Consider the following 24,424-nt stretch of genomic DNA (forward strand, 5'->3'; position numbering starts at 1 on the left):
ATAATAGCTGATATGGCTTTAGATTCTAAAATACCAAAAGGCCCACTTTCAGAAAAGTGGACCAATCATAAAAACAACATCAACCTCGTTAATCCTGCAAACAAACGTAACATTGATGTTATAGTAGTTGGAACAGGTTTAGCCGGTGGCTCTGCTGCTGCAACGTTAGCGGAATTGGGTTACAATGTTAAAGCATTTTGCTTTCAAGATTCTCCACGTCGTGCGCACTCAATTGCAGCTCAAGGTGGAATTAACGCAGCAAAGAATTATCAAGGAGATGGAGATTCAACCTACCGTTTATTTTACGATACCGTAAAAGGTGGTGATTATCGTTCTAGAGAGGCAAACGTGTATCGCTTAGCTGAGGTTTCTGCAAATATTATTGACCAATGTGTGGCTCAAGGTGTGCCTTTTGCCCGTGAATATGGTGGGTTATTGGATAACCGTTCGTTTGGTGGTGTACTGGTATCGCGTACATTTTATGCGGCAGGACAAACTGGTCAGCAGTTATTGTTGGGCGCCTATTCTGCAATGAATCGTCAGATTGGTCGAGGTAAAATTAAAATGTACAATCGCCACGAAATGTTGGATGTGGTTATGGTTGACGGAAAAGCAAGAGGGATAATTGCCCGCGATTTGGTGTCTGGTAAAATTGAAAGACATTCGGCTCATGCTGTAGTTTTGGGAACAGGAGGTTACGGAAATGTATTTTTCCTTTCAACTAATGCGATGGGAAGTAACGTAACCGCAGCTTGGAAAGCTCACAAAAGGGGAGCTTACTTCGCCAACCCTTGTTATACTCAGATCCACCCAACTTGTATTCCGGTTTCTGGAGAACATCAGTCTAAATTAACTTTGATGTCTGAATCACTTCGTAATGACGGACGAATTTGGGTACCAAAAAAGAAAGAAGATGCTGAAGCTATTAGAGAAGGGAAATTAAAACCTACCGAATTAGCTGAAGACGATAGAGATTACTATTTAGAGCGTCGTTATCCTGCCTTTGGAAACCTTGTGCCTCGTGATGTTGCATCGCGTGCTGCAAAGGAGCGTTGTGATGCTGGTTATGGTGTAAATAAAACTGGTGAAGCTGTTTATTTAGATTTTGCTTCAGCATTTATGCGTTATGGAAAAGAGCAAGCACACGTTAAAGGTTTGGATGAAAATGATGATGCTCTGGTAAAGAAGTTAGGTCAGGAAGTTGTAAGGAAAAAGTATGGAAATTTATTTCAGATGTACGAGAAAATTGTAGATCAGAATCCGTATGAGACGCCAATGATGATTTATCCTGCTGTACATTACACAATGGGAGGACTTTGGGTAGATTATAACTTACAGACTACTATACCAGGATTGTATTGTATTGGTGAAGCTAATTTCTCTGATCACGGAGCCAACAGACTTGGTGCTTCAGCGTTAATGCAAGGATTGGCAGACGGTTATTTTGTATTACCTTATACTATTGGTGACTACCTGTCTAATGATATTAGAACTGGTGAAATTCCAACCGATACCAAAGAATTTGATGACGCTCAAAAAAGAGTTGAGGACAATATAAACCATCTCATAAATAATAACGGTAAACATTCTGTAGATCATTTCCACAAACGTTTAGGAAAGATTATGTGGAATAAATGTGGAATGGCACGTAATGCCGAAGATTTAAAATCGGCAATAACAGAAATTTCTCAACTAAGAGAAGAATTCTGGAAAGATGTTCTTGTACCAGGAACAGCCGATGAATTTAATGAGGAATTGGCAAAAGCGGGTCGTGTTGCAGATTTCTTAGAATTAGGTGAGTTATTTGCTAAGGATGCATTGCAACGCGAAGAGTCTGCTGGAGGACATTTTAGGGAAGAATACCAAACTGAAGAAGGAGAAGCGATGCGTAGAAAAGAATTTCAATACGTATCAGCTTGGGAATATAAAGGAGAACCAAAAGATGCAGTACTTCATAAAGAAGACTTGCAGTATGAAAATATAGAGGTTAAAGAAAGAAGTTATAAATAAGAGGATAATATGAATCTTACACTCAAAATATGGCGTCAAAATAACGCTAATGACAAAGGAAAAATGGTTGATTATAAAATCAATGATGTATCGCCAGATATGTCTTTCCTTGAAATGTTAGATGTGTTAAATAACGAACTAATTACCAAGGGCGAAACACCAGTTGCATTCGATCACGACTGTAGAGAAGGTATTTGTGGCTCCTGCTCACTATTTATTAATGGTCGACCTCACGGTCCTGACAGATATATTACCACGTGTCAGTTACACATGAGGTCTTTTAACGATGGTGACACGATAACCATTGAACCATTTAGAGCTACGGCATTTCCTGTGATAAAGGATCTTATTGTAGATAGAAGCTCTTTTGATAAAGTACAGCATGCAGGAGGATTTATTTCTGTTAATACCTCTGGTAATACAATTGATGCCAATGCGATTCCTGTTAACAAACACGATGCGGACGATGCCTTTAGTGCTGCAACCTGCATTGGATGTGGTGCATGTGTGGCAGCTTGTAAAAATGCTTCGGCAATGCTATTTGTTGGCGCTAAGGTTTCTCAATTTGCATTGTTACCTCAAGGTCGTATAGAAGCAACAGATCGTGTGTTGAACATGGTAAAGCAAATGGACGAAGAAGGTTTTGGTAACTGTACCAATACCGGAGCTTGTGAAGTAGAGTGTCCTAAAGGAATTTCCTTGGAAAATATTGCACGTATGAACCGAGAGTATCTTTCCGCTACTGTGAAAAAATAATATCGTTCAGAACTGTCGGACTAAACTGAGCAATGCCAAAGCGAAACTGTCTGCCGAAAGTTAGTGATCTTGAAAAAATATGAACTCCCAAGGTAAAATCTTATCTTGGGATTTTATTTTGAACCCAATCTTAAATGCAAAATCCAAACCAATTTTATAAGACTCAGTCAGAGAAGCACAAAGCAGAATCAAAACGCATTTATAAACAGATGGGCTTGTTTAGCACACTTAGACTTTTGGTTTTCGGATTAACAGCATTCGGAGTTTATATGTTGTTTCAGAAGTGGCAAATAGCTATAGTAATTGCAGCTTTGGGCTCAGCCATCTTTTTATTTTTACTGTCTAGATATACAGATTTAAAAGCACAGCGAGCACTACATAAACGTCTCGCAATTATAAATGAAGACGAAATTAAAATTTCTGCAGGTGATTTTCACGCTAGGGCAGACGGCAAAATGTTTCAAAATCCCAAGCATTATTATAGTTTAGATATCGATTTATTTGGGAGAGGCTCTTTCTTTCAGTTTATAGATAGAACAACCATAAAAGAAGGAACTAAATCGCTTGTAAGCTGTTTATTGGCAAATGACATTTCCAATATTAAAACTAGGCAACACGCCATAAAGGAATTGGCCGAGGAGTCAGAATGGCGACAATACTATTCTGGTGTGGCGCAAGGTGTAGAGGTAGAATATTCAGCAAAATCTATCATTACATGGTTGAAAGACTACGAGCCTTTTTTAAACTCTACCATTTACTGGTTTACTATCGCTTTTAGTGTAGCTTCTTTAGCAATTTTGGTCTTAGGTATCACCGAAGTTATCCCAATAGAACATGTGGGTTACTGGTTGCTTTTAGGTTTGGCAATTACAGGGCGATTTTTAAAGAAAATAAACACGGTGGTCCAAAACACCGAACGCACCAAAGACACGTTTAGGCAATATGCACTATTGCTCAATCAGATTGAACAAAAAGAATTTCAGTCGGATTTACTAAAGCAAAAACAAGAAAAAATACAGTCCGAAGGGTTGAAAGCCTCTCAGATATTTTCAAAATTTTCAAAAGCTTTAGATGCATTAGATAATAGAAACAATTTTATTTCTGCCATTTTTGGTAATGGTTATTTGCTTTGGGACATAAGGCAAACCTATCATGTAGAGCAATGGATAAGTCACTATGCTGATAAAGTAGAAGATTGGTTTGATGTCGTCACGTTTTTTGATGCCTATAATACTTTAGGAAACTATGCTTTTAATCATCAAGGCTTCACCTATCCTGAAATTAGTTCAGAAAGTATAACCATTAACGCTAAAGATTTAGGACATCCATTGTTAAATCCTGAAAAGCGTATTGATAGTGATTTAGAGTTGCAGGAAGAGCAATTTTTCATTGTTACTGGAGCAAATATGGCCGGCAAGAGCACCTTTCTTAGAACGGTTGCGCTACATATCGTAATGGCAAATGTAGGATTGCCTGTTTGTGCAAAAGAAAGTAAATACAAGCCGATTAAACTTATTACGAGCATGCGCACTACGGATTCCTTAACGGATGATAGTTCGTACTTCTTTAGTGAGTTAACACGATTAAAATTTATAGTAGATACGATTGCTAAAGACAAGAACTATTTTGTGATTTTAGATGAAATTTTAAAAGGAACAAATAGTACAGACAAAGCCATTGGCTCAAGAAAGTTTGTAGAAAAGTTGGTAAAACAAAATGCCACGGGAATTATCGCCACACACGATCTAAGCCTTACTGAAATCGAAGCCGAATTAGTAGCCGTAAAAAACTACTATTTTGATGCCGAAATTAAAAACGACGAACTCTTTTTTGATTACAAACTAAAGAAAGGTGTTTGCCAAAATATGAATGCTAGTTTTCTGTTGAAGAAGATGGAAATTGTTTAGTTGTCTTCAATAATTCTTATTAAAATAGGACTAGGAGCTCTAAGAGAATAAGTGCTTTTCGATCCAATTATAGACCATCTAATGTCAAAAATTTTAACAGAGTCATTGATTTTAAGTTTTTCTAAAACATTTAGTTTTTCTGCATTTAAAATAGAGCCATTAACTTGAATTATTTCAGTATCGTTTATTTTTAATTTAAAGTGTCTAACCTTAAAAGACCAGTCAAAGATAAAATCTTCGACTTTAATGCTAATTGAACTTTCTTTCATCAGTTCATTTTTTGTCATTTTTAATTCAAAATCACGACCACAACCAATGCCATTTATAGTGCCAATAGGTGCAGAAATATCCTTAATTCTGAATGTTTTTGTTTCGGTTAAGGAATCTCCATTTTTAAGTTTAGATTTAATTGTAATATCTAAGGTTCTGCCTGTTCCAACATTTAGATTGTAATTTCCTAGACTATCTATTTTTCTTAAACCTGGTGCAGTAGCTTCAAAAGAAATAGCATTTGGTTTTGTTATATAAATAGGATTTGATACACCTCTGTAAACCACATTCATTTTTTTAAGTTCTATGGCGGCTTCTCGATTTACAGTATCAGCAGTTTCAAGTTTTTTGATACGCTCTTTTAGGGTTTCATTTTCTTTAAGTAATTCAGATTTACCATATGAAGATTTACAACTTTGTACTAGAAATAGTAGACTTAAAAAGAGGACTAAGCGTTTCATAAAGATTGGTTGGTTTTTATAAAAACACAAAACTTTAAAAATTATTGTAATAAAAAACCCTCTCTGTTTCCAGAAAGGGTTTTAAAATATCTAATAAGAAGTTATTTCTTAAGCCTCAAATGGTGCTATAGAAACATAAGACTTATTGTCTTTCTTCTTAGTAAATTGTACAAGGCCATCAACTTTAGCGTGTAAAGTGTGGTCTTTTCCTTGATACACATTTTCACCTGGGTGATGTGTATTACCTCTTTGTCTTACGATGATGTTTCCAGCAACAGCAGCTTGTCCACCAAATATCTTAACACCTAAGCGTTTCGATTCTGATTCTCTACCGTTTTTAGAACTACCAACTCCTTTTTTATGAGCCATTGTCTTAAGGTTTTATTTTGTTAATATTAAAGGATGAAAATTTATTTTCTTCCTCCGTCTAAATTATCTTGTAATTCTTTAAGCTCGTCCCATTTTCCATTAGCAGCCAATTTAGCTTGTTGTGGCCATGTATTAGCTACTAAGTGTGCTAATCTAGAACTTGCTTCAGCCAAAATTGCTTCAATGTCTTCTGGCTTAGCTTTTGCTACTTTCGCAAAAGTATCTAATCCAGCAGTAACCATAGCTTCAGCAGCCTTTGGTCCAACACCTTCAATTTTCTTTAAATCATCAGCTTTACCTGTTGCTTTCTTTGCAGCTGGTTTAGCTTTTGGCGCTGCCTTCTTAGCTTCTGTCTTAGCAGCAGCTTTAGGTTCAGCTTTCTTTGTTTCTTTCTTCGGTGCAGCTTTTTCAGCTTTCTTAGCTGGCTTAGCTCCAGAAGCAGTAATGCCTTCAATTACGATTTCGGTTAAGGCTTGTCTATGACCGTTCTTAACACGGTAACCTTTACGTCTTTTCTTTTTGAAAACGATTACTTTGTCACCTTTAAGGTGCTTTAAGACTTTAGCACTTACTTGTGCTCCGTCTATAGCTGGGGCGCCTAAAGTAGTTTTGTCACCATCACCTATTAAAAGAACGTTATCGAAAGAAACTTTCTTACCTTCTTCAGTAGATAAACGGTTAACAAAAACTTTTTGGTCTTTTGCAACTTTAAATTGCTGCCCTGCTATCTCTACAATTGCGTACATAGCGTAACGTTTTTATTAATTTGTTTAAAATTATAAGCTTCCTTCTCAGAAAGCGGATGCAAATATAATTCTAAATTCTTAATCTACAAACGTTTTCAGGCTTTTTGAACTCTTTTAGGAATAGGATTTTGATATCTCAATAAAATGAATTGGAATTTTACGGGATTAAATAGAGTTTTTATACTTTATTATGTTAAAAAGTGGAATCATTCCTTATTTTTGTAAGGCTTTGTGTAACAATGTAAACTTAACATAGACAAACACTAAAAACAATTTAAACACTAAACACATTTAATAATGAAAAAAAGCTTTTTTACTCTAGCGCTCTTGTTGTTAGTTGGTTTTCACTCCAACGCGCAACAGGTAGAATTTGAAGAGTACGATTTAGATAATGGTATGCACGTTATCTTGCACCAAGATAATTCGGCTCCTGTAGTAACAGTATCTGTAATGTACCATGTTGGTGCAAAAGACGAAGATCCAGAACGCACAGGATTTGCTCACTTTTTTGAACATCTTTTATTTGAAGGTACGGAGAATATTCCACGCGGAGAATGGTTTAACATTGTAACTTCTAATGGAGGAAGCAATAACGCCAACACTACTGACGACAGAACTTACTATTATGAAGTATTTCCTTCTAATAGTGTAGAACTAGGTCTTTGGATGGAGTCTGAGCGTCTTTTACACCCAGTTATCAATCAGATAGGTGTAGATACGCAAAATGAAGTAGTAAAGGAAGAAAAAAGACTTCGTGTAGACAATCAACCTTATGGAAACATATTGGCTGAGATTAAAAAGCGCATGTTCAAAGTACATCCTTATAAAGGGACTACGATTGGTGAGATGGAGCATTTAGATGCTGCTACCTTAGAAGAATTCCAAGCATTTAATAAAAAATACTATGTACCAAACAACGCTGTTTTAGTAGTTGCTGGTGATATTGATAAAGCTGAGGTAAAGAAAATGGTTCAGGATTATTTTGGCCCAATTCCAAGAGGTGAGGATATTGAAAGAAATTTCCCTAAAGAAGAGCCAATCACTGAATCTATGAGAGATAAGGCTTACGATCCTAATATTCAAATTCCTGCTGTAATTGCAGCATACAGAACTCCTTCTTTTAAAGATAGGGATTCTTATGTGTTAAATATGATTTCTCAATATTTAAGCGGAGGTAAAAGCTCAGTCTTATACAAGAAGATGGTAGATGAGCAAAAGCAAGCTTTACAAGTACAAGCAGTAAACATAAGCCAAGAAGATTACGGTATGTACGCTTTGTTTGGTTTGCCACTAGGTGATGTGTCATTAGATACTTTAATTACAGAAATGGATGAAGAAATCGCTAAGATTCAGACAGATTTAATTTCTGAGCGCGATTATCAAAAGCTTCAAAATCAATTTGAAAATCAATTTGTAAACTCTAACTCGAGTGTAGCAGGAATTGCCAATTCATTGGCACGTTACTATATGTTGTATGATGACGTAAATTTAATCAATAACGAAATTGATATCTATCGTTCCATCACCAGAGAAGAAATGAGAGACGTTGCCAAGAAGTATTTAAATCCTAATCAGCGTTTAATACTAGAGTATTTACCTAAGAAAGATGATCAATAAAATAAAAATGAATAGTAACATGAAAACTAAAATATCAGCATTTATTGTATTGTTTTTAATGGCAGTAGGTGTAAATGCACAAATAGACAGATCTAAGCAACCTGAGCCAGGTCCAGCTCCTAAAATAACATTAGAGAAGCCAGGTGAGTTTAAGTTAGATAACGGGATTGAGGTCCTTGTTGTAGAAAACCATAAATTACCTAGAGTATCTTACTCTTTAACCATAGATAACAAACCGATTAGGGAAGGTGAAAAAGCAGGTGTCTCTAGTATCCTCGCTGCCATGTTAGGTAATGGAACAACTAATATTCCTAAAGATGAATTTAATGAAGAAATTGACTTCTTGGGAGCGAGTTTAGGCTTTGGTGCTCAAGGAGCTTTTGCAAGTTCATTATCTAAATATTCTGACAGAATCATTGAATTAATGGCTGATGCGGCAATTAATCCATTATTGACTAAAGAGGAATTTGAAAAAGAGAAAGAGAAGCTTATTGAAAACTTAAAGTCTCAAGAAAAGAGCGTAGATGCTGTTGCTGGTAGAGTTGGTGGCGCATTATCTTATGGGGCAAATCATCCAAGAGGTGAATTTGTTACAGAAGAAACTGTTAACAATATTGAGTTTGGAGATGTATTGGCTTTTTACGAAAAGTATTTTAACCCTAACAATGCTTACTTAGTTGTTGTTGGTGATGTTGAGATCGGTAATGTAGAAAGACAAATTAAAAATCATTTTGGAAAATGGGGAAAATCAGCAGGTGTAGATATTACTATTCCAGAGCCAAAAGACAATGCTCAGTACACACAAATTAATTTTGTGGATATGCCAAACGCAGTACAATCTAACATCTCTTTGACGAACAATGTTGATTTTAAAATGAATGATGAGGATTACCATTCAGTTTTAATTGCCAACAAGATTTTAGGTGGTGGTTTCGGTAGTTATTTAAACATGAATCTACGTGAAGAACACGGCTATACCTATGGTGCACGTTCTAGCATTGGAACCAGCAGATGGAACGCTTCTCGTTTTACAGCTGGTGCTGCGGTAAGAAACGCAGTTACAGATAGCGCAGTTGTAGAAACGCTTAAGGAAATCAACCGTATTAAAACTGAGCCTGTAGATTCTGAAGATCTAGCTAATGCAAAAGCTAAGTATGTAGGTGATTTTGTATTGGCATTAGAGCGTCCGCAAACAATTGCTAATTATGCTTTAAACATTAAATTAAATGACTTACCAGAAGATTTCTACACCACTTATTTAGAGAAAATAAATGCGGTGACTAAGGATGATGTAATGCGTGTTGCAAATAAACATTTCAAGACAGAAAATGCGCGTATAATTGTAGTAGGTAAAGGAAGTGAAGTATTAGAGAATCTTGAAAAAACAGGAATTCCAATCATGTATTATGACAAATATGCTAAACCTACGGACAAGCCTGTATATTCTAAACCATTACCAGAAGGTTTAACGGCAGAATCTGTTGTAAAGACATATGTAGATGCCGTTGGTGGTGAAGAGAACCTTAGAAGTGTAAACTCTACTTTAACAACTGCAGATGTAACCATTCAAGGAGCGCCATTTAAGCCTACAGCAATTTTGAAGCAAATGTCTCCGAATAAGTTTTCTATGGAAATGATCGTTGAAGGCATGGGTACTGTAATGAAGCAAAATTTTGATGGTGAAACTGGATATATGGAACAACAAGGGAGAAAAATTCCTATGGACGAAAAAGATATCGCGTCTAGAAAGTCCACAAAAGGTTTGTTCCCAGAATTATTTATGGAATCATCTACCTTAACTTTAGATAGCAAAACTACTATTGATGGCACTGATGTTTACAAAATAAAGGTAACTAAAGACGGTAAAGAGTCATTTAGATACTATGACGTTGAAACAGGCTATCTATTAAGAGCAGAAGAAACTAACGAAACTGCTGGGCAATCCGTAACCACTGTTACAGATTATTCTAATTACAAGGAAGTAAATGGCGTGATGATGCCTTACACTTGGAAAATAGCAACAGGGCCTCAAGTTCTTAACTTAGAAGTTACTGAGATTAAAGTAAATGAAGGCGTAACAGCAGAAGATTTTAATTAAAATCTTTAATTTTTATAAAATTAAAACCGAAGTGAAAGCTTCGGTTTTTTTATGCTTTGCGTTTATGTGATAAATACACGCCAACTAAGATTAACAATGAAGCCATAGCTTGGATTAAGCTAAAAGCTTCACCATCCAAAAGTCCCCAGATTAAAGCTATAAGGGGCATAATATACGTAACAGAGGATGCAAAAACAGGTGTAGAAATCTGAACCAATTTATTAAAGACCACTTTGGCTAAAGCGGTACCAAATACAGATAAAATAATAACATACAATAAAGCACTCGGTAAATCAGGATTGTTAAGTCGTTCAGATGAGAAGAAATCTGTAAATAATAGTATGACTAACGCAGGAATAACAATAAAAATGTAATTACCAGCCGCGATTGCTAAAGGTTTTACATCCTGTAAATAACGTTTTATAATATTTACGTTAGCACCATACATCAAAGTAGAGGCAATCACAAAACCAGCATATAAATAGTTTTGATTTGGGTTGAGCTCAGATCCTTTCATAATTAAAATGGAAGTACCTATAAAACCAATAATGACACCTAAAACTTGTCGTTTTGTTGAGGCGATTTTAAAGACTGCAAAACCCAATAATATGGTGTTTAATGGCACGAGAGAATTTAAGATGGATGCCACAGCACTATCTATTTCTGTTTCTGCAATCGCAAAGAAGAAAGCAGGAAAGAAAGAGCCTAAGAATCCTGAGATGCATAACCATTTCCATTTAGATTTTGGGATGTCTTTTAATTGAGAATAACCGAAAGCCAAAAGGATTATTCCCGTAATAATAGTTCTCAAAGCACCAAGCTGATAAGGAGTCAGTCCTAATAAAGATTTCTTAATTAATATGAACGAGCTCCCCCAAATTATGGAAAGAATTATAAGATAAATCCACTTAACGTTAGGGTTTTTCATACTAAGGCTTTGTAAAAGAATCACAAAATTCGTTAATTCTTATGTAAGAAACACCAATATTTATTAGTTTTAGCCAAAATTTAATAGTTTAAATCTATGAACACATTAAAGAGTATATGTATCATCGCAGTTATGACTTTGGTTTTTACATCATGTAAAAATGAGACTCAACCAGAAGTTAAGACTGTAGATGTAGAAGTTACCAATAAAGATGTTTCCAAAACCCTAGACCCTAATGCTAGTTATGCCAAAGTAGAATTTAGTATCGATGGTATGACCTGCGCTATGGGTTGCGCAAAGACCATTGAGAAAAAGATGGCAAAAATGGAGGGAGTAAAATCTGCAAAAGTAGATTTTGATAAGCGTTTGGCTATGGTTGAGTTTGATGAGGCTAAAGTAACACCAAAATCCCTTGAAGATGCAGTGACTGGCGTTGCTGAAATTTACAAGGTGAAAGATTTAAAATTAGTAGATGATTTTGGAAAAGAGAAAACGTGTAAAGCGGACTGTAAAATGGAATGTTGTACAGGTGATGCAAAAAAAGATAAAGCTGCTTGCATGAAAGATTGTAAAAAAGCATGTTGCTCTGAAGAGAAGAAATCAGAATAAGATTATAATAGAAATATAATTTAGAAACGCTATCCAGTTGGGTAGCTTTTTTTTATTGTACCTGTAGTAAAACAAAAGCAATTAGTAAACATCCTATAGGAAGAAACCAAAGCAGGAATATAGAAATTGACTTCGCTTTTAATTTAGCATTGAGAACATTTCTTTTTTTTCCATTATACCGCATCCAGTTCTTAAAGATTATAAATAAGGAAACGATACCCAGTAGTATCCAGAATTTAGTTGAAGCAATAGTTAAGACCCTCATCTGACTGGCAAAGGCCTTAAAAAAAGCAGCTAAGGCGAACAAAATAGAAAGCTCTAGCAAATTGATGTACAATAATGCCAACGTAAGACTCCGTTTGCCTAAGGTCTTTTTGTAGTGGTTAAACACGGAAATATAGTAGTGATCTAACATGAGCTTATCTATAAATAAAAAGCCACACCTTAAACTCTTAAGATGTGGCTCAATATAAAATTATTTAATTTTAGTTGCCAGTAACAACAACATTATCTAAATGATATCTTGTCGTCGCACTAGGATCAGAACCTTCATAGAAGAATCCGATAACTGCGTTACCATCTACACAAGAAATATTGATTGGGCCAACAGTTTCAAAGTTACCAAAGGTACTTGCCGGACCAACAGGAATTGTTGCGTCTAAGATAGACCATGTTGCTGTTGTTGGGTCACCTGCATAATCTGTAGACACCCAGGCTGTTAAGTTAGTACCGTTATCAAAGTTAGCTTGTATATCAAAAGATAATTCTTCACCTGTAGTAGCATCCATGTTAATAGCAGGAGTAACCAACCATACATCAGCCTCGTCATTATCTGAGTTAAATGCAGAAATACGAGAATAGAAGTTACCACTAAAACTACTGATAAACCAATCCGTATCAGTACCACTGATATTGATATTATCCCATCCTTCAGAATCGTAAGTTCCGAAACCTTCAAAGTCTTCCGCGAAAATTGCAGAACCTCCACCAGAAGCGCCTGTACATTCTAAAAAGTCTGGGTCGCAACGGTCTGTGCTATCAAAGTTGATATCTTCTGGAGTGTTTACTACAACGTTAAATACTTCACCAAAGAAATCCTTAGTTAAAATAGCACTCATACTTCCTCTTCCGGAAGGTAATGTAAGTCCTTTAAAATCTGCGAAGGTACTTGTACTAAAAATTACAGATGCAGAAGTTGCACAACTTTCTAAAGTTCGCTCACCATCAAATTGATCTGATTCTTCTGATGCAAATGTCTGTGGATTATCTCCGGTAGCCTGATTTCTGTTGAATTGCACATCTTGTAGCTGAATAAATAAATTTGTTTTATCGTCGCTAAAATCTGTAAAAGCTAAAGGAAGTGGGACCAAGTCCATCTTCTCTGCCGATCTAAAAATAACATCATTTTCTGATGCAGATGGCACTTTATCAACCTCATTTCCATTTAGCGCCCCAAGAGTTAAAACACCATTTGTAATACCGACAGCAAGACCATTTAATTTAACATAAACCTTTCTACCTTGCTCATAACGAACAAATAAAGGATTTACATCGATTAATAATTTTATGCCAATGGTTGGGTTTTCAAAATTATCTTGAATGATAATCTCCTCAAAGAAATTTCCACCTTCATCTGTTGAAACAACATAACCTTCCATAAACAAATCATTTTCATTAAATGTATATGAATATGTGGTGTCTTCATCAGAATAGTCTAAAGAACTGTTTCCTTGCGCTTGAGCTAATTCACCAGCTAATGCACTAATCTGTACTTTAGCACTATCAGGAATATTAGGTTCGCTTATTGTTGTGTCTGGTGTGCTAAATTCGTCATCCTCAACACAGCCATTAAATACTACTAAGCCTATTAGTAATAGTATTATTTTATTAATTTTTAAAGTTTTCATTTTTTGTATTTTATTTTGTTCTAACATAGCTTTTATTAAAATCTTACATAAACGTTAAAGTAATATGTAGTACCATTACCAAAGAAATATCTAGGACCAAATATAGGACCGTTATCTCTTGATTTATCTTCACTGACACGTCTAAAGTTAGCTAAACGCGATTGCTCAAAACCACCGGTTTTATACTCTTGGTCAAATACATTATTTATGGTTGCAAAGAACCCTACAAAGTAATCATTTATTTTCCAAGATTTACCACCAATGATGTTAACTAACATATAATCATCAAACTGCTCTTGCTTTAGTAATTCTTTAGCAAGGTCAGGATCATAATCGTTAAATGTGTTTCCATCAAAATCCGAGGTAAAGTTAGCTGATCTTGCCAAGTTACTTACATCTAAATACGCATTAGAAAAGAAGTTACTTGTTACACCAACATTCCAAAAATCCGGATCTCTATATTCAAACCCTATTTGAAATGCACGCTCAGGTCCACCAGAAACATGATAGCCATCTAACTGTGTTGTACCATCACCGAAGGTCACTTGAGGATCAATATCACTTCTATTCAAGAAATCCACACTGGTTAAATATAAATTAGGATCATTCTGAAAAGTAAACTGTCCAATAGAAGCAGCACCTTTTAATTTAATAGTTGGTGTTACTTGTGCTTCTATACCCAATTCTACACCAACATGTCTTCTTTCTATGTTGGTCATAATTTCCTGTACAAAAGCATCTCCTGTATCTACACCCAAACCAGCCAAATCTTCTGTGAAATAAAAACCGATGTCTGACCCATCTTTAAACCCTGAATAAAAACCAGTAACCCTAGCCTTTACTATTGGTGATCTAAATATATAACTAACATCTACAGATTGTATTTTTTCACTTTCTAAGCCAATCACTTTTGCATTGGATTGTCTTGCGTTACCAAAAGAGTTTCTAATGCTTGGTGCCTTAGTAAAGTAACTTGCATTAACATCAATTAAATGCTTACCAGTGACTTTATAAGTGAATCCACCCTTAATGCCATAATTAGAGAAGTCTAATTTATCGCTTTCTCCAAACGAACCATCGTTGCCTCCACCTCGAAAGAAACCACTTTCATATAGACCAACTCTTTGGTAAGTTGTTTGAGAAACATTTAGTCCAGCATAAAAATCTACTTTGTTATACTTAAATTGTGCTTGGGCAAATGCAGAAATAACATCAGCATGCATCTCATAATTATATTTATAACGATCACCTTCAGTAACAATTCTGTTAGGGTTTCTAACATCACTTTGCGCAAGATTTGCTGCTACCTCATCACTGATTGTTGAGTTGTCATCTTCCTCTGCAAAGAAGTCTACATCCAAATAGCCAGTTCCTCCAAGAAGATCTTCCATACGAGCAAAGTTTTCACTTTTTAAGTTTCTATAACTTACCGCTGCGTTTAATTTAATATTATCGGTTAACTCCGCATCTAAAATAGAATTGAAAGTTAGCTGTTGATCTTTTACCACATCAGATTGTATAGCGTATAGTGAGTTGCCACCATCAGCTCTAAGTGCTGCATTGGCTTCGTACATTCTGTACCAATCCAACTGACCATCATTAATAAAAGCTTGCTGTGCTAAATAGGCTTGTTGATAATCATAAGCCGTAGGATTATCATCTTGTAAAAAGAAGCTAGGTAAATTTTGGTAATATTCTGGCGTTGGGTTTCTAGCTCCACCAATATAAGCGGTTTCACCATTAAATTCTACCAGTCTTGTTCCACCATTATCAATTCTACTGTTGGCAATTTCTCCAAACTGATAAGCCACGTTATTATTCAAACGAACTTTATCTGAAATCTGCCAGTAATGATTAAGCATTAAAATAGGTTCATTGGTTTCTCGCATTCTAGCATTACGCTGTTCACCATTAAGCTCTCCCCAAAAAGGGTTGTACTCACGTCCTTTCAACTCAAATACTTCTTGCGTTATAGCTGTAGAACGACCACGTCTATTCTGAGCATAAATACCAGTAAAGTTTAAACTATGGTTTTCATTCAATTGCTTTTCAACTGCAACAAAAAGAGAGTTGGCATCGTAAAGTGTACCATCTCTAAAACCTTCTTCTCCATAACGTCGAGAACCTAAAACAGAATACGACCAACCTCCTTCTAAAAGGCCAGAACTATAACTCGCCATGACTCTGCCAGTATAACTACGGTTAGCTGATGCATACGAAATACGTCCGCCTCTTCTATATTTAGAAGCACGCATTATAATATTGTTTGTACCTGCTAAGTCACCAAAGGTGTAATCGTTAGGCGACATACCCATAGTAAACACACGGTTACGCTGTACGTCATTTAAACCTCCCCAATTTGCCCATTGTGGTCTTCCGTTAAATTGTTTGTTCATTTCTACACCATTGATAAGAACCTTACCATTGGCATTGTCTAAACCTCTAGGCCTAAAAAATGTGGCACTAAAGTCAAATGCTGCTGCATTAAGAAATACATCCCTTGAGGCTTGTAATAAACCAGAAATGTTGTCCGTAAGGCCATCATCTTCACTATTCAAATTGTCGTCTGAAATTGAAATAATGAAAAGGTCATCCTTATCACTTTGATCATAGTCTAATGTCATCCCGCTAATGTCAACAGTTTGTCCTTCGTTAACAATGATTGGGTAACGTTTTGTAACATAGCCTACTTTTTCCACCTTTAAGACTTGTTCGCCAAGAGGAACGTTTTGGGTAAAACTAAATTCACCTTTACCGTCCGTGTTTTGGGTTTGTCCGGTTTCTTCAATAGTAATTGTTACATCAGGAATTGGTTCTCCTGTCGTTCCGTCCAAAACACTTCCCTTAACAATAGTTTGCTGAGCAAAACCCGCTAATGAAAAGACAATTCCGAACAGAAAAATTAAAAAACTTTTTTTCATGCTTAATATTAAAATTGATTGTTAATAGGTTAAAAAATGGTTATTTAAGGGTTGCAAATGTACGTTATTTATAATAATTACATACTTTTGGCAAGCAATTTGCTTAGGATATAACGATTACATAATATAACCAAGATGAAATTTTTAAAATCCCTTCTAATTTTAACTGCTATTGTAAGTTTTACAAGCGTTTCTGCCCAAAAGGAAAAACGTTTTAAAATCCATACTGTAGCGTTTTACAATTTAGAAAATCTATTTGACACTATCAATGATCCATTAAAATTTGACGAAAGAAGTCCGATAATGGAAATGAAAGCTAATCGTTCTGAAGTCTATAAACAAAAGATAAAGAACATGGCTCGCGTAATTGCCAATATTGGTGCTGACAAGGCTAAAAACGCACCTGCAGTAATTGGAGTTTGTGAAATTGAGAATAGAAAAGTTCTTGAAGACCTTGTTAATGACCCCTTACTTTTAGGAAAGGATTACGGCATTATTCATTACGATGGTCCAGATGCAAGAAGTATTGATGTTGCTTTATTATATCAAAAGGCACTGTTTAAACCAGTCGATTCTAGTTCTCATGAATTATTGATTTACGATGATGCAACAAGAAAACGCGTGTATACTAGAGATCAGTTATTGGTAAAAGGTGAGCTTGATGGAGATTTAATTCATATTCTTGTTAGTCACTGGCCATCTCGAAGTGGTGGTGAAGCTCGCAGTCGATTTAAAAGAGTTGCTGCGGCTAGGTTGAACAAACGTTTAATAGATTCCTTACAGTCTGTTGATCCATATGCTAAGATTTTTACGATGGGTGATTTAAACGATGATCCAACAAACGAGAGTGTAAAAGAAGTTTTAAAAGCTAAGAAAGAAAAGAAGGATGTGCCATTAAAAGGTCTCTATAACCCTTATGAAAAAATGTTTACCGAAAAAGGTTGGGGAACTACAGCATATAGAGATGCTTTAAGTTTGTTTGACCAAATCATAATTTCACAGCCTTTACTTGAAGATGACTATTCGTCTTTCAGGTTCTGGAAAGCAGGTATTTATAACCCAGCGTACATGTTCAATAAGCGTGGACGTTATAAGGGCTATCCCTTAAGAAGTTTTGCCGATGGTGGTTTTACGGGTGGCTTTAGTGATCACTTCCCTGTTTATGTCTATCTCATAAAGGAAGTGGAAGAAAACGAAGACCAAGAGGAAGATTAATTACAAAGATTATATATTAAAAAGGCGCAAACTAAGTTTGCGCCTTTTTTTATTAGTTGAACCAAAGATTCCAAGGAATCATATATAATACCAATGCTAAAGCTATAGTATAAAAAATAGCCAACACCTTAAATTTTGGTTTAGAAACAAGTTTTTTCTTATGTTTAGAATACCCAATGGTTACCAATGCAACCGCTATGAGCATGGTTACGGGATGTTCAATCGCTAATTTTCTAACCGCCTCGCTTTTCATCACTTCTCCAACCGTCATTTCATCAAAATAACCTTTAGTAAACCATAAAATTAGCCCTAATAAAAGTTGAATATGCATCGTAATTAACGTAAACAATGAAATTCTAAAATCCTTCGCGTCGAATTCCTTGTCACCAAAAAATTTGACTAAGGCATTTAAGGTTGCAAGTATTAATACGAGTAGAACTAAATAAGCCCAACCCGAATGTAAAAATTGTAAAGTCTCCATAATTGATAGTTGATTTATGAGGACAAAAATAAGGATTTGAAGATGAATGCGATTATTCTGAAATAGTAATTTTATGCTTTAACTCATTTCCCATTTCATCTACAACGGTAATCATATGCTCTCCTTCCGATGGTAAAACAGCCATATCATGAATATCCTTTGTGGTTCCGATATATTTACTATTTACATACCAATACAGCTCTAACTCGGGTTTAGAATGTGCAACTTTCAGTACCAAGTCATTGGTGTTGCCATCAAAATCCTTAGGAAGGAAAATAGTACTTTGTTGATTGGGATAAATAAATTCCATTGAAATTCCCGAATTCTCAATGCAGTCATTTCTATAAGGAGGAAGCGGTTTGTAAAATGGATTTTTATTCTGAAAATAATACGCTTGCAAAGGAGGTAATACAAACCAAGGCGTGTTTTTAATTCTTGAAACAGCTTCACAAGATGAATTCACTTGAAATCGCTCCGAAGCATCTAAATGAACTAACTGGTGAAACGGACACGGTGCAGTTTTTTGTCCGCTTTTTTGAATGTGTTTCAGTTCCGTATCATCACAAATTGAAGACGCTCTGTAGCCACTCTTTTTGCAAATGCTGACTTCTAACATTTCGTCATAAGGTTGAGAAAACCAATCACTTTTTGGTAGTACATCAAACACATCAAATAAAATAGGTGCCGCTGTTTGTACACCTACTAAACCTGGTCGTCCTTCACCATCAGCATTACCAACCCAAACACCAACCACGTAATCTTTAGTGGTCCCGATTGCCCAAGCATCCCTAAAACCGAAACTGGTTCCTGTTTTCCATGCAATCTCTTGGGACGAATCGTAGAATTCCCAACTCTCGTCACTTTCTGGTCGGTTGACTTGCTTCATACTTTCAAACGTGAGATAAATGGAAGCTGCATCAAAAACGGTTTTCTCAGTAGTTAGTTTTCCGAAGTTAATTTTTGATTCAGAATTATAAATGGGTTGAATAAACTCCTTTGTATAATACTGACTCGAATTATCATTAAAATGATTTAAAGTCGAAGCCATTGCAGCATAACTCTTGCACAAATCCCAAAGGTTACTTTCCGCACCTCCAAGAACGAGAGATAGTCCATAATGATTGGCATTGTATTTTAAATCTTTAAGTTGGAGTTGCTTCAAATAATGATAAAACCGATCCAATCCAAAACCTTGAAGCATTCGTACAGCTGGCACATTTAATGAACGCGATAAGGCTTCGTTGGCATGGACAGCACCATCATAAGACTGATTGAAATTTTCAGGTTGGTAGCTCCCAAGCTGTGTTGGCACATCAGCCACTAAAGTGTTTGGCAGTAAATCGCCAGCATCAAGCATGGATGCATAAAGAAAGGGTTTTAAAATACTTCCAGTACTTCTGGGTTTATCAATAATATCCACACTTCTTTGATGCGCTCTGTCAGTTGGTGAATTACCGATATATGTTAAAACTTCTCGCGTGTTGATATCTAAAACCAATACGGAAATATTATAAATTTCGTTTTGCTTTAACTGATTGTAATGTTGCTTTACAATAAAATTTGCTTGCTCTTGTAGCGATGTTTTTACGGTTGTTTTAATCCGCTTTCCTTTATGGGTTTTAGCCACTTTTTGAAGCAAGTGCGGTGCAATTTGTGGTAGCGGATAGGGTTTTTGTGGTAAGCCTTCAGCAATGGACAAATCATAAGTGAGTTCATCAATTGTTCCATTTTCGTAGAGTTTTTCCAATAAACGATTACGCTTATCCAATAATCGTTTTTGATTTTTTCCAGGATAAATTAAGCTTGGTGCGTTGGGTAATACAGCAAGTGTGGCACTTTCGGCCCAAGATAAATTATGAGCACTACGATTAAAATATCTCCATGACGCAGCATCAATACCAACCACATTGCCACCAAACGGAGCATGGCTCGCATACAGGTTTAGGATTTCATCTTTTGATAATCTGAATTCCAATCGTGTGGCAAGAATGATCTCTTTAATTTTTTCAAGATAGGTTCGCGATTGCCCTTTACGCGATAGGCGAATCACTTGTTGTGTAATGGTACTTCCACCACGTTTTACTGAACCAGAACTCCAATTGTCTTTTAATGCTTTAAAAATGGAAACCGGATTGAAACCAGGATGCTTGTAAAAGTATTCATCTTCAAACTGAAGAATACAGGTTTTGAATTTACCAGGAATACTATCACTCTCTGGGAATCTCCACTGTCCATCTTCAGCAATTAACGCACCCAATAATTCATCAGATTGACTTGTAATTACAGTTGCTGTAGGATCTTTAAATAACTGTTTTGGCAAACAGAAATAATAAGCAACTAGAAGCACAAAAATCACTAAAGATTTTATTCTATTTCGCTTAATATATCTGATTAACCTATACATGGACTATACAAAAGTAGGTTTTATGGTCTTTTCGTCGAAAAGTTAAAACTATTACACTAACTTATCTATATATTTAAACGTGCAAAACCCTCGCTTAGATCTTAAATTACTTATAATTTTATGCTTTTCTTTTCTTTCAAAAGAGATGCAGGCGCAATTGGGTTTCTGCCAAGGCAACTCTGGTGATCCTATTTTTGTAGAAGATTTTGGTACGGGTTTACAAGATACAGCACTACCACCTGGCACTACAACTTACACGTATGCGAATGGGCAACCACCAGACGATGGTCTTTATACCGTAACAAGCAACACTAATTATTTTGATTGGTTTGATACTGATGACCATACACCAAACGATACCAATGGAAGAATGTTGATTGTAAATTCCAGTTTTAGTGCTGGTGAATTTTACAGAACAGAAATAACGGGTTTGTGCGAAAATACGACTTATGAATTTTCGTCATGGCTATTGAATTTAACTCCTGCAAACGGGTTCTGTGGTCCCGGTGCAATACCTGTTAATGTAAGGTTTGAAATTTGGGATAGTACGGATACCAATCTATTGGCTTCTGGCAATACAGGAAACATAAATGGTACTCTGACACCCACCTGGGATCAATACGCTCTAGTGTTTCAAACTATACCTGGTCAGACTTCTGTTATTTTGAAGATGATAAACAATAGTTCTGGTGGTTGCGGTAATGATGTAGCCATTGATGATATTGTGTTTAAAAGTTGCGGTGACACCATTTCGGTAGAAGATAGTAGTAGCAGTGATAATGTTTCGACTTGTAGTTCTCAACCGTTTTCAGATACCATAACTGCAGTACCAGATAATGCGGTTTTCAGTTCACATTTTTACCAATGGCAAGTAAGTACTGATGGTAACACATGGACGGATAAAGCTGGTGAAACTAATGCTTCTATTACGGTAGTTGGGATTGCTACGACTACGTATTATAGAGCTAAAGTTGCTGAATATCAGGCAAATTTGAATAACTCGGATTGTATAACCCTTTCTGATGTGTATCAAATTATCGTAAATCAAGCTCCACCACCTCCAACTACAGAATGTTGGGAAACCGCTACATTTGATGATGCCTCGTGTAGTTGGACAGTAACTGGAACACAACCAGCAGAACCTTCTGATTTGGAGTGCTGGGAGACAGCAATGTTTAATGATGTTACTTGTGCTTGGGAGGTTTCGGGCACGCAACCCTCACAACCTATAACTGAATGTTGGGAGACGGCAACATTTAACGATACAAACTGTGCTTGGGAGGTTTCAGGTACTCAACCTACACAACCATCTGTAGAATGTTGGGAAACAGCGACGTTTAATAATACAACCTGTTCATGGGAAGTTACAGGAACACAACCTGCCGAACCAACCGGATTAGAATGCTGGGAAACTTCAACTTTCAACAATACAACATGCGCATGGGAGGTTTCAGGTACACAACCAATGCAACCAACAACGGAATGTTGGGAAACAGCGATATTTAATGATTCAACTTGCTCTTGGGAAATTACAGGTACGCAACCAGAGGCACCATCTAATTTAGAGTGTTGGGAAGATGCTATTTTTGATGATAACTCATGCAGCTGGCTAGTTTCTGGCACACAACCCGAAGAACCAACCGATCTAGAATGTTGGCAGACCACATCGTTTAATGAAGGAACTTGCGGGTGGGAAATTGAAGGTACGCAGCAGTTAGAATTTAGAGATGAATTTGTGACGCTTTGCGAAGATAATGACGTAATGCTGACCGCTACTTCAGATATTTCAGACCCACAATATCAGTGGGCTTCTGGTGAAATGTCCCAATCCATAACCGTTGACGCTGAAGGTATTTATGAAGTTGAGGTAACTGATGGTTGTCTAACAGAAATCATAACGTTTACAGTCACGGAAATTGAAAATCCGATTATTGATAGTATAGTAACTGAGGGAAGTTCCATAATAGTCAACTTGGCTAATACAGGAAATTTTGAATATTCACTCGATGGTGTAGATTATCAGTTTAGTAATGTGTTTAGCAATCAACCAAGTGGATTATATACAATTTATGTGAGGTCTAATGAATGCGATGTTGTGGTAACCCAAGAGCATTTTCATTTTTATATTCAGAAATTTATGACACCTAATGATGATGGTGTTAATGATTTCTTTTCTCTAAACATTACTCAATTTTTCTCTTCTACTGAAGTGTACATTTTTAATCGCTATGGAAAATTATTGTACTCGGCTTACAACACGGATATAAATTGGGATGGCACTTTTATAGGTAATGAGCTTCCAACCTCAGATTATTGGTATCGCATCGTTTTAGATGGACAAGTAATTAAAGGGCATTTTACTTTGAAAAGATAAAAGCTTATTGTCACACTGAGCACAGTCGAAGTGTCTCTATTTGCTATTTAGCTTTATGCCAATTAATTTTAAGATTCCTGCTTTCGCAGGAATTCATACTCACGTTCCACTTTACAGATTCTCACATTATACCAATTATACCATTGCTCACGTCCTTTTTGTTGGGCAAATAAGTGTTCTGTGTTGGCTTTCCAATTTTTTATGGCATCTAGACTCTCCCAATAGCTAACCGTTATGCCAACTTCATTTTTAGCAGATTCTATTCCTAAATAACCTTTTTGTTGTTTGGCCAAGGCTTCCATTTTTTCAGCCATTTTTGTGTAGCCTTTAGTGTCTTCTGTTTGTGTTGAGGTGAAAATTACGGCGTAGTAACTAGGTTTATTTTCCATATCATTTTTTAATAAAGCATCCCTAAAGTCCCCTCAAGGGGACAGCTGTTCTAAGCAACTTATTTAGATTGTCCTCTTGAGGGGACTTTAGGGGTGTAAATAGATTCAAGAACCTTTAGGTATCTCAAATTCTATTATTTTCTCTGTGATATTATCTTCAAAATCCGTCAAGATAAATTTAATAAAAACACGGTTTGTAGAAACGCTCACAGGGAAATCTTTTACATTCTCTATGGTCTTTACATAAGCCAACCAATCTTCACCACATTTATCAACGACGTCATCTTTTAAGTCCTTAGTGGCAGTTTCTATAAAATCAATCCAGTCTTTTTCTGTATAAGTTGAGGTTTCAAAAGTATTAGACTTTAATTGTTTTAGAGGCTTCCATTCGGTATCAAATTGTTTCCATTCGTTGCTACTACAATTAGCATCAGCACTCATAAAAGAAAAACTGTTTTCGTAACGTTGAAATAAACTGACTTGCTTATAGTCGTTATCAACTAAAACAATATGCTTCCCTTCAGGTGAATCGCTAACATCAACGTTGATCGTTGCCTTATCTTCATCTTTTAAATCATGGGTTCTTTTGTAATCACTGGTTGCAAGGTTTTTGATTTCAACCTTTACGTCACCGAGATTTAATCGTATTGTTCTGGCAATTTTATTTGGCGATAAATACCCGTTGAAGACATAACCGATATGGTTTCTGGTTTCTACCTTAACCCATTTTCCGCTAATTTTCTCTCCTCCATCGAGTACCACCAAATTTTTATCAGTTTCTTCTAATACGCCAATGGCTTCGCCATAGGCTAATTTTGTTAGCATTTTACCACTAACATCTGGTTGATCTCTAAGGGATAAACCACTTTCTGCAGCTACATAAGCTTCTTCTTGTTGAGCAGTTAGTACTGCTAGATTGAATACGAATCCGATCGCTAAAATCATTTTTAAATTGTTCATAA

General features: G+C 36.0%; 18 protein-coding genes. 8 read left to right on the forward strand and 10 right to left on the reverse strand.

The features are described 5' to 3' along the window. Positions 1-12: 12 nt before the first annotated feature. The 3 genes from ACQ65V_RS05860 (at position 13) to ACQ65V_RS05870 (ending at position 4,673) form a co-directional block, all read left to right on the forward strand. On the forward strand, positions 13-2,010 hold the full coding sequence (locus tag ACQ65V_RS05860) for a fumarate reductase/succinate dehydrogenase flavoprotein subunit (protein ID WP_155088998.1): 1,998 nt from the start codon (positions 13-15) through the stop codon (positions 2,008-2,010). A gap of 9 nt (positions 2,011-2,019) precedes the next feature. Next, entirely contained in the window at positions 2,020-2,766 is a 747-nt protein-coding gene (locus ACQ65V_RS05865) for a succinate dehydrogenase/fumarate reductase iron-sulfur subunit (protein ID WP_273289304.1), read from the forward strand. Between the two features lie 134 nt (positions 2,767-2,900). Then, complete coding sequence (locus ACQ65V_RS05870; protein WP_430467232.1) at positions 2,901-4,673, forward strand: MutS-related protein; 1,773 nt, start codon at positions 2,901-2,903, stop codon at positions 4,671-4,673. Here ACQ65V_RS05870 and ACQ65V_RS05875 read toward each other — a convergent pair. From ACQ65V_RS05875 to rplU, 3 genes are all read right to left on the reverse strand, one after another. Next, positions 4,670-5,404, reverse strand: coding sequence for a GldM family protein (locus ACQ65V_RS05875; protein WP_430467233.1), 735 nt, complete (start codon positions 5,402-5,404; stop codon positions 4,670-4,672). The genes ACQ65V_RS05870 and ACQ65V_RS05875 overlap by 4 nt on opposite strands. 108 nt (positions 5,405-5,512) lie before the next feature. Beyond that, positions 5,513-5,773, reverse strand: a complete 261-nt coding sequence (gene rpmA / locus ACQ65V_RS05880; protein ID WP_155088992.1) for a 50S ribosomal protein L27 — start codon at positions 5,771-5,773, stop codon at positions 5,513-5,515. A 41-nt stretch (positions 5,774-5,814) separates the two neighbouring features. Beyond that, positions 5,815-6,519, reverse strand: coding sequence for a 50S ribosomal protein L21 (gene rplU, locus ACQ65V_RS05885; RefSeq protein WP_430467234.1), 705 nt, complete (start codon positions 6,517-6,519; stop codon positions 5,815-5,817). A gap of 297 nt (positions 6,520-6,816) precedes the next feature. On the opposite strand from rplU, the gene ACQ65V_RS05890 reads away from it, so the two are divergent. Further along, on the forward strand, positions 6,817-8,136 hold the full coding sequence (locus tag ACQ65V_RS05890) for a M16 family metallopeptidase (RefSeq protein ID WP_273289300.1): 1,320 nt from the start codon (positions 6,817-6,819) through the stop codon (positions 8,134-8,136). Positions 8,137-8,155: 19 nt separating this feature from the next. After that, entirely contained in the window at positions 8,156-10,234 is a 2,079-nt protein-coding gene (locus tag ACQ65V_RS05895) for a M16 family metallopeptidase (protein WP_430467235.1), read from the forward strand. A gap of 49 nt (positions 10,235-10,283) precedes the next feature. Here ACQ65V_RS05895 and ACQ65V_RS05900 read toward each other — a convergent pair whose 3' ends face one another. Next, positions 10,284-11,162, reverse strand: coding sequence for a DMT family transporter (locus ACQ65V_RS05900; RefSeq protein WP_430467236.1), 879 nt, complete (start codon positions 11,160-11,162; stop codon positions 10,284-10,286). A 96-nt stretch (positions 11,163-11,258) separates the two neighbouring features. Here ACQ65V_RS05900 and ACQ65V_RS05905 point away from each other — a divergent pair, with 96 nt between their 5' ends. Next, positions 11,259-11,771 (forward strand): cation transporter, encoded by a 513-nt coding sequence (locus ACQ65V_RS05905; RefSeq protein WP_430467237.1) that lies wholly within the window; start codon positions 11,259-11,261, stop codon positions 11,769-11,771. Positions 11,772-12,256: 485 nt separating this feature from the next. Here ACQ65V_RS05905 and ACQ65V_RS05910 read toward each other — a convergent pair whose 3' ends face one another. Both ACQ65V_RS05910 and ACQ65V_RS05915 read right to left on the reverse strand, forming a co-directional pair. Further along, positions 12,257-13,678, reverse strand: a complete 1,422-nt coding sequence (locus ACQ65V_RS05910) for a DUF5689 domain-containing protein (RefSeq protein WP_430467238.1) — start codon at positions 13,676-13,678, stop codon at positions 12,257-12,259. Between the two features lie 35 nt (positions 13,679-13,713). Next, entirely contained in the window at positions 13,714-16,599 is a 2,886-nt protein-coding gene (locus ACQ65V_RS05915) for a carboxypeptidase regulatory-like domain-containing protein (RefSeq protein ID WP_412559462.1), read from the reverse strand. Between the two features lie 135 nt (positions 16,600-16,734). Between ACQ65V_RS05915 and ACQ65V_RS05920 the strand changes: the two genes are divergently transcribed. Further along, on the forward strand, positions 16,735-17,814 hold the full coding sequence (locus ACQ65V_RS05920; RefSeq protein WP_430467239.1) for an endonuclease/exonuclease/phosphatase family protein: 1,080 nt from the start codon (positions 16,735-16,737) through the stop codon (positions 17,812-17,814). Between the two features lie 52 nt (positions 17,815-17,866). Here the strand turns inward: ACQ65V_RS05920 and ACQ65V_RS05925 are convergent, their stop codons facing one another. After that, a complete protein-coding gene (locus ACQ65V_RS05925; RefSeq protein ID WP_412561895.1) occupies positions 17,867-18,298 on the reverse strand; it encodes a hypothetical protein in 432 nt (143 codons plus the stop codon). A 49-nt stretch (positions 18,299-18,347) separates the two neighbouring features. Then, positions 18,348-20,699, reverse strand: coding sequence for a penicillin-binding protein 1C (gene pbpC, locus ACQ65V_RS05930; protein WP_430467240.1), 2,352 nt, complete (start codon positions 20,697-20,699; stop codon positions 18,348-18,350). 79 nt (positions 20,700-20,778) lie between these two features. Between pbpC and ACQ65V_RS05935 the strand changes: the two genes are divergently transcribed. Beyond that, positions 20,779-23,073, forward strand: a complete 2,295-nt coding sequence (locus ACQ65V_RS05935; RefSeq protein ID WP_430467241.1) for a T9SS type B sorting domain-containing protein — start codon at positions 20,779-20,781, stop codon at positions 23,071-23,073. A 68-nt stretch (positions 23,074-23,141) separates the two neighbouring features. Here ACQ65V_RS05935 and ACQ65V_RS05940 read toward each other — a convergent pair whose 3' ends face one another. Continuing rightward, positions 23,142-23,462 (reverse strand): antibiotic biosynthesis monooxygenase family protein, encoded by a 321-nt coding sequence (locus ACQ65V_RS05940; RefSeq protein ID WP_430467242.1) that lies wholly within the window; start codon positions 23,460-23,462, stop codon positions 23,142-23,144. Between the two features lie 105 nt (positions 23,463-23,567). Beyond that, a complete protein-coding gene (locus tag ACQ65V_RS05945) occupies positions 23,568-24,422 on the reverse strand; it encodes an SH3 domain-containing protein (protein ID WP_430467243.1) in 855 nt (284 codons plus the stop codon). Positions 24,423-24,424 lie beyond the last annotated feature (2 nt).

Origin of the sequence: Winogradskyella ouciana (assembly GCF_965284585.1) — a bacterium.
Classification (GTDB): domain Bacteria; phylum Bacteroidota; class Bacteroidia; order Flavobacteriales; family Flavobacteriaceae; genus Winogradskyella; species Winogradskyella ouciana.